Origin of the sequence: Mesotoga infera, from assembly GCA_011045915.1 — a bacterium.
Lineage (GTDB): Bacteria > Thermotogota > Thermotogae > Petrotogales > Kosmotogaceae > Mesotoga > Mesotoga infera_D.
The window spans coordinates 1-6,184 of record DSBT01000214.1 but is presented as its reverse complement, the minus strand read 5'-3'; the positions used below and the strand labels follow the sequence as shown (position 1 = coordinate 6,184).

The 6,184-nt window shown below is 44.6% G+C and carries 9 protein-coding genes; 5 read left to right on the top strand and 4 right to left on the bottom strand.

Going from position 1 to position 6,184, the window contains the following annotated elements:
• The 3 genes from ENN47_07665 to ENN47_07655 all read right to left on the bottom strand — a co-directional run.
• The coding region (locus ENN47_07665; GenBank protein HDP78046.1) for a serine--tRNA ligase at nucleotides 1-1,151 on the bottom strand (1,151 nt) is incomplete at its 3' end.
• A 14-nt stretch (nucleotides 1,152-1,165) separates the two neighbouring features.
• Nucleotides 1,166-1,831, bottom strand: a complete 666-nt coding sequence (locus tag ENN47_07660; protein ID HDP78045.1) for an OstA family protein — start codon at nucleotides 1,829-1,831, stop codon at nucleotides 1,166-1,168.
• Nucleotides 1,832-1,848: 17 nt separating this feature from the next.
• The gene (locus tag ENN47_07655) at nucleotides 1,849-2,307 is read right to left on the bottom strand and encodes a MarR family transcriptional regulator (protein HDP78044.1); all 459 of its coding nucleotides are present in this window, start codon (nucleotides 2,305-2,307) and stop codon (nucleotides 1,849-1,851) included.
• Between the two features lie 155 nt (nucleotides 2,308-2,462).
• Between ENN47_07655 and ENN47_07650 the strand changes: the two genes are divergently transcribed.
• From ENN47_07650 to prmC, 5 genes are read left to right on the top strand one after another with little or no spacing between them, the layout of a single operon-like run.
• Nucleotides 2,463-3,188 carry a ribonuclease HII gene (locus tag ENN47_07650; protein ID HDP78043.1) on the top strand — a complete coding sequence of 242 codons (726 nt, stop codon included), beginning with the start codon at nucleotides 2,463-2,465 and terminating at the stop codon, nucleotides 3,186-3,188.
• Nucleotides 3,185-3,970: a nucleoside triphosphate pyrophosphohydrolase gene (locus tag ENN47_07645; protein HDP78042.1), complete on the top strand. Its 786-nt coding sequence runs from the start codon at nucleotides 3,185-3,187 to the stop codon at nucleotides 3,968-3,970. Before ENN47_07650 ends, ENN47_07645 begins: the two co-directional genes overlap by 4 nt.
• Nucleotides 3,971-3,993: 23 nt before the next feature.
• Complete coding sequence (locus tag ENN47_07640; protein ID HDP78041.1) at nucleotides 3,994-4,989, top strand: hypothetical protein; 996 nt, start codon at nucleotides 3,994-3,996, stop codon at nucleotides 4,987-4,989.
• A 1-nt stretch (nucleotide 4,990) separates the two neighbouring features.
• Nucleotides 4,991-5,293 (top strand): DUF59 domain-containing protein, encoded by a 303-nt coding sequence (locus ENN47_07635; protein HDP78040.1) that lies wholly within the window; start codon nucleotides 4,991-4,993, stop codon nucleotides 5,291-5,293.
• Nucleotides 5,290-6,123: a peptide chain release factor N(5)-glutamine methyltransferase gene (gene prmC, locus ENN47_07630; protein ID HDP78039.1), complete on the top strand. Its 834-nt coding sequence runs from the start codon at nucleotides 5,290-5,292 to the stop codon at nucleotides 6,121-6,123. The genes ENN47_07635 and prmC overlap by 4 nt, the downstream gene beginning before the upstream one ends.
• Here the strand turns inward: prmC and ENN47_07625 are convergent.
• Nucleotides 6,098-6,184: NAD-dependent protein deacylase (locus ENN47_07625; protein ID HDP78038.1), on the bottom strand; the 87-nt coding region annotated here is incomplete at its 5' end. The genes prmC and ENN47_07625 overlap by 26 nt on opposite strands.

Here is a 6,184-nt window from a genome sequence, read left to right as displayed (position 1 = left end):
GAGCCATTCAAGCAGTGTACAAACTTCAGTTTGTTGTCACTGTCTCTGAACCTTATGTTGGCTCGTCTTGGTTGGAAGTCCTCGACGTTTGAGCAGGAGGAAATCTCTCTATAAGTGTTGTAAGATGGCAACCAAACCTCAAGATCAAAAGTCTTGGCCGAGGCAAAACCGATATCCCCGGTACAAAGAGAGACTACCCGGTAAGGGAGTTCCAACTTCCTGAGAACATCTTCAGCATCGGCCGTAAGATTCTCAAGCGCATCGTACGACTCATCAGGATGAGTAAACCAGACAAGTTCCACCTTGTCAAATTGATGGACCCTTATCATTCCACGAACATCCTTTCCGTACGATCCGGCCTCTCTCCTGAAGCATGCACTGTAAGCCGTGTATTTCTTAGGCAGATCACCTTCGATGATCTCGTCCATGTGTTGTGAAACAAGAGGCACTTCTGCCGTAGGTATCATAAACATATCGTCGGGATCGATTCTGTAAGCTTCTTCTTCAAATTTTGGGAGTTGACCGGTTGCCCGCATTGTTTCTCTCTTAACCATGAAAGGAAGAGCTACTTCCTCGTATCCCTTGGAATTGTGAAGGTCCAGCATAAAGTTAGTTATGGCCCTCTCAAGTCTTGCGAAGTCTCTTCTAAGAATCGTGAATCTCGCTCCAGATATTTTCGCGGCTCTTTCAAAGTCTATAAGCCCGGTTTCCGGTCCGTAATCCCAGTGCGGTCGGATCTCAAAGTTGACCTCTCTCGGTTCTCCCCATGTCCTAAGAACTACGTTATCTTCCTCACTCTTGCCAACAGGTGTGGTCGACGAAGGAATATTGGGAAGATAGAGAAGTTTGCCTTTCAGTTCTTCTTCTATCTGAGAAGTTCGGTTATCAAGCTCCTTAACTTCAGAAGAAATCTCCTTTGCTCTCTCCATAAGGGAAAGCGCAAGTCTCTCGTCTTTGCTTGCTTTTGCGCGGGCAATTTCCGAAGATATGCTATTTCTCTCGGCCTTTTTTTGCTCAACAACTTGCAGCGCCTCTCTCCTCTTCGACTCCATTTCAACGATCTCATCCAACAGCTCTGAGGTCATCTGCCTTTGCTCAAGAGCTCTCCTCACAATTTCGGGGTTTTCTCTAACCAACCTTACGTCAATCATGTTCTTTCCTCCTGCTAGAAAACAAGCTCTATCTCAACATCTTTGCCTTCAAATGAGTCGTCGTTTGTGTCGTATATCAGTTCAGCGGCCCAAATTTTTCGACTGTTCTTGAAATCGTCAACAAAGACATTTCCTCTCAAATTAAGGAGTCCCGTATCTCCAAAATACTCGAAGTAGAGCGTATCGACATTGAGATCGCCTTTGTAGTCAATGAAAATCAGGTCGGGCGTTGCTTCCCCGGTTTCCTTTGCGAAACCCTCATAGTATTCTGTCTTCTGATCGAAATTGAGAATCTCAGTCTTGTAGACATATATGTCCTTATCATCATCCTCTTTCGAGTAAATTACTGCTTCAACATTTTCAAGCAATGTGCCGGTGGAGTTCTCAAGATTGTAGTCAAGCGAAGAGGCGGTCGCCTCACCAGTTTGGAATCTTACAAAGGTTTCGCCTTCAGTGACAAAACTCTCCCAGTCAGTGGTACCCTTTGTCGCAGTTGCTAGTGGAGTCTCAACGTAGATTTCTCCGTCTTTGTTAATAAAGACATTTCCAATGAAAGTGAAGACCTCTTTCTGCAGAGATCCCAGGACTGTGTCTCCCTTTATCCTCACTGTGCTAGCAAAGATTGTTGCTGCCAGGGAAACAAGAACCAGTCCAGTTATAATAATATTCTTTCTCTTCATAAACTACCTCCAGACGATTATTCGTTTGCTTTCTTGGAGTCCATTATCTCCAGAAGATTCTTGACAATTACTTCGAGAGCCTTCACCTGATCGGACTTTATTTCAGTCATTACCGATTTCAGGTACTCCACTCTTCTATCGATAACTTTCTCTATAAGTGTTCTTCCGGAATCGGATATGTCGATTATGAACGATCTCCTATCTTTGTCGGAGCGTCTTCGTTCTACCAAATCAGCATCGATTAGCCTTTTAACAAGACCTGTTGTCGTGCTCTTGGTTATTCCAAGCCAGCGACTGATGTCACTCATTCTCTTTTCTCCATTGAAGAAGAGAACCTGAAGGACATCGAATTGGGCCGGAGTGATCGGGAAGTCCCTCAGAACCTTTCTTCCTTCCCTTCTAATCCTCGTAGAAATCGTTCTAAGATTCTTCTCAAGAATTGCAGCGTCTTCCTTTTTGATTTCATTTCCGGACATCACTACACCTCCAAACCCTCTGTATTGGTTGACAGAAAACGTTACTACTCAAGAGATTATATCATCATCTTTACCGCGGTTAAGACTGATTCTCAGGTTGCTTACGTTCATTCACGTATTCTGTGGCGTTTGTATCTTGTGCTGAAGCCTGCGAAATGGTGATGTATAATTTCAGTATGAAATTACCTGATGAAAAGTACTCTGAGCTTGTTAGATTTGATGCCGCTTACAGAGTTGATCACAAGATAATTGCTGGTGTAGACGAAGCCGGAAGAGGTCCTCTTGCCGGCCCCGTTGTAGCAGCTGCAGTTATTGTTCTGAATCCAGTAACAGGGGTCTACGATTCCAAAACTCTTTGCAGAAGAGTGAGAGAATCGTTGTTTGAAAGAATAGTCGAGAACTCAATAGTAGGTATTGGGCTTTCGTCGCCTGAAGAGATAGATCTCTACAACATCTTGGCCGCAACCAGGCTGGCAATGAACAGGGCACTGAGCGTTCTTTCTAAAAGGCCAGATTATGTAATCGTTGACGGAAAGTGGCTGAGACTGGATGTGAAGGGCGAGTGCATTGTCCGTGGAGATCAAAAAAGCTCGTCGATAGCCAGTGCTTCAATAATTGCAAAGGTGTTTAGAGATCGTATTATGGATTCTCTCGATTCATTGTATCCCGAGTATGGTTATAAAAGGCACAAGGGTTATTGCACTGAAATGCATCTGAATGCCCTGAGGGAATTCGGACCGACAACTTGGCACAGACTCACTTACAGGCCGATTCGAGAATTGATTCCCAAAGAACTTGTTTCACGCTGGTCAGAGGAAAATGAAGTAAGTAGTGCAAGGCTTTTTAGAGCCGGGTTGGCTACAATGGAGGTCAAGAATTGAAGAGGAAATATGAGGAAAGCGAATGGGTAAAACTCATTGAGACAATGGAGAAATTGAGATCTCCCGGAGGCTGTGAATGGGATATAGCACAAACTCATGAGACGCTCAGACCATATTTGATTGAAGAGGCATATGAGGTGCTTGATGCCATAGATGGCGGAAATGACGAAGAGCTTGCCGAAGAGCTTGGTGATATCCTTCTTCAGGTAGTATTTCATTCACAGATTGCTGCCGAGAGAAATGCCTTCACAATTACGGATGTTGTTAGGCTACTAATAGATAAGCTCGTGAGAAGGCATCCCCATGTCTTTTCCGATTCAAAGGGTTATTCTTATCGCCAGTGGGAAGAACTAAAAGCGAAGGAAAAGGGGGCAGACTCGACTGAAAGTTCCTCTATAGGCAAGATCAACAAGGCACTTCCTGCACTGAGTCTGGCTCGTAGGGTTCAGGAGAATGCTTCGGTCGTAGGTTTTGATTGGGATAAGATAAGCGGCCCACGCAGCAAGATAAACGAAGAGATAGAAGAGCTGGACTGTGCTATAAAGGGAAGGGACAAGAAGAAAATTGAAGAGGAAGTCGGAGATCTTCTCTTTACGATAGCAAATCTATCGAGATTCCTTGATGTAGATCCTGAATCGGCCTTGAGGAGATCAACCGAGAAATTTGTGAACCGTTTTCGAGATATGGAGAGTCATATTGAGAAGTACGGTCTGGAAATTGAAAGCATGACCATAGATGAGCTCAATCACCTGTGGGAAAAAGCGAAGGAGGGTACAAATTGAAGAAGCTGCTAATCGCTGCCCTGATGATTATTTTATTCGCTGCATCAGCGCTTGCACAGACGGAGGAGTTGTCTGGAAGTGGGATAGCCGCCAAGGTAAATGGCGAGGTTATCACCATGGATGCTTTCCTTTCGAAAGTATTGCCCAACTATACTGAGATATCAAAGAGGATTGAAGAGGTAGACCCTCTGTTTTCAGAGATGCTTCTGAATACTGAAGCCGGCCAGAAACTGCTGGAGGAATACGAAAGAAATTCTCTGGAGGCTCTGATCGAAGAGACTCTTATTGTTCAGTATGCAAGGGAAGCTGGAATAGAAGCCGATACCGAGGTTCTGAGAGGCGTTGTCAACAAATCGATCATGGATACTCTCGCAGAATTGGACATAGAGAAATCGGATGCGGATCTTTTCTACATTCTCAAAGGATACATCGATGGATTGAGTTCCTATGAGGCGAAAGTAGTTAGGGATCTAGCCTACAAAGAGGTTCTCAGTGCTCTCTATGAAGCTGTTACTGAAAGTGCAACTGTTACAGAAGAGGAAGTTGAGCAGTATTATCTGGCCAACTCCTCCAGGTATGCAATTGAGGAGGAAAGGGCCAATTTAAAAGTGCTCCTGTTTGATTCTTTCTCTGAAGCCTACTCAGTATGGAAGGCGGCATCTAGAGATGCTAATCCCGCTTCTGTACTCGACACCTTCCCAGAAGTTCAGTCGGGAAGTTTCACGAGACAGGAGATTGAGAATCTGAATCCAGAGCTTGTAAAATCTCTCTTCAAACCGACTAATGGCGAGTTGCTTTCTTCAGTGGTGACTCTTGACAACAGATATGCTGTTATTTATCTTGAGTCATATTCTCCGGCCGGTGCTCAGGGCATTGATGACGTAAGGGAAGAGATACGGCAAATTCTGATTGTGGAGAAGGAGGACTTGCTCTGGAGAATATGGAAAGAGCAGGAATTCAAAGCTTTCAAAGAAGAAGCTCTTGTAGAGAGATACTACGAGACTGATGGAGGAGAGTAGATTGAGTGTGACAAAAGAAGTTGTTATGAAAGCTCTGGGGGAAGTGTACGATCTCGAAATAGGTTTTGATATTGTCTCCCTCGGATTGATATACGGTGTGGAAGTGCAAGAAAACAACGACGTCAGAATTAAGATGACAATGACGACGCCTATGTGTCCTTTAGCCGGGCTTATGTTAGAAGATGCAAGAAGAAAGGTGAGCGAGATCGAAGGGATCGGTGAAGTCAAAATGGAACTTACCTTCGACCCACCCTGGACACCTGAGATGGCGAGTGACGACGTAAGAAAGATGCTAGGAATTTGAGGTTACAGCAATTAACGGAGATATCCAGGAAGAAACTGGCCGAGGCGGGAATTGATAATTCCCGCTTTGTTGTGTTATTGCTTGCGAAGGAAATTATGTCTATAAGTGAAGCCGATATTATCCTCAAGAAAACTGAAGAAATCCACTCTCCACTCGCCAATACATACCTTGCTGCGGTGGAGAGAGTTGCCAGTGGAGAACCGATAGATTATGTGCTGGGATTCAGAGATTTTTTTGGGATTCGACTGAAGCTCTCTCCTAGCGTCTTGATACCCAGGAACGAGACAGAGGAGCTGGTTGAGATTGTCATTGACGGCGAAAACAGTTCAAGAGTATTTGCCGATATAGGAACAGGAAGCGGAGCAATAGCGTGCGCATTGGCCAGGCATATTCCTTCCGCGATTGTTTACGCAACAGATGTTTCGAAAGATGCCCTTGCACTAGCAGAGGAAAATGCCTGGAGGAACGGTATTCACAACATAAAGTTCATTGAGGCGGACAACATAGAAGGATTAGGTTCTTTTCTGGAACATGTGGAAGTCCTGGTTTCTAATCCTCCATATATAAGGACAGACGACATTAATTCTCTGGATTCATCTGTAAGAAACCATGAACCTCAGATTGCGCTGGACGGCGGGAAGGATGGTCTTGACTTCTACAGAGAGTTTCTCAGACATCTACCCAGTGGAAAGAAAGTCTACCTCGAAATATCGCAGTACGAGACTGAAGGGCTTACTGGCTTGGCTCGTGACCTGAAAGGTTATTGTTGCGAGTTCAGGAAGGACTTCTCGGGAAACTACCGATTCATGATTCTTCATCCAGAAGATTGAGGACTTCACATGAAAATCTTTCCAGTTCGACTCTGAAGAGATGGTCAGCGAGATAATCTAG

Bases quoted from the DNA above. Each gene is read 5' to 3' on its own strand.
- ENN47_07640 (HDP78041.1), top strand. From the start codon at position 3,994: ATGATTATTTTATTCGCTGCATCAGCGCTTGCACAGACGGAGGAGTTG.
- ENN47_07660 (HDP78045.1), bottom strand. From the start codon at position 1,831: ATGAAGAGAAAGAATATTATTATAACTGGACTGGTTCTTGTTTCCCTG.
- ENN47_07650 (HDP78043.1), top strand. From the start codon at position 2,463: ATGGTGATGTATAATTTCAGTATGAAATTACCTGATGAAAAGTACTCT.
- ENN47_07655 (HDP78044.1), bottom strand. From the start codon at position 2,307: ATGTCCGGAAATGAAATCAAAAAGGAAGACGCTGCAATTCTTGAGAAG.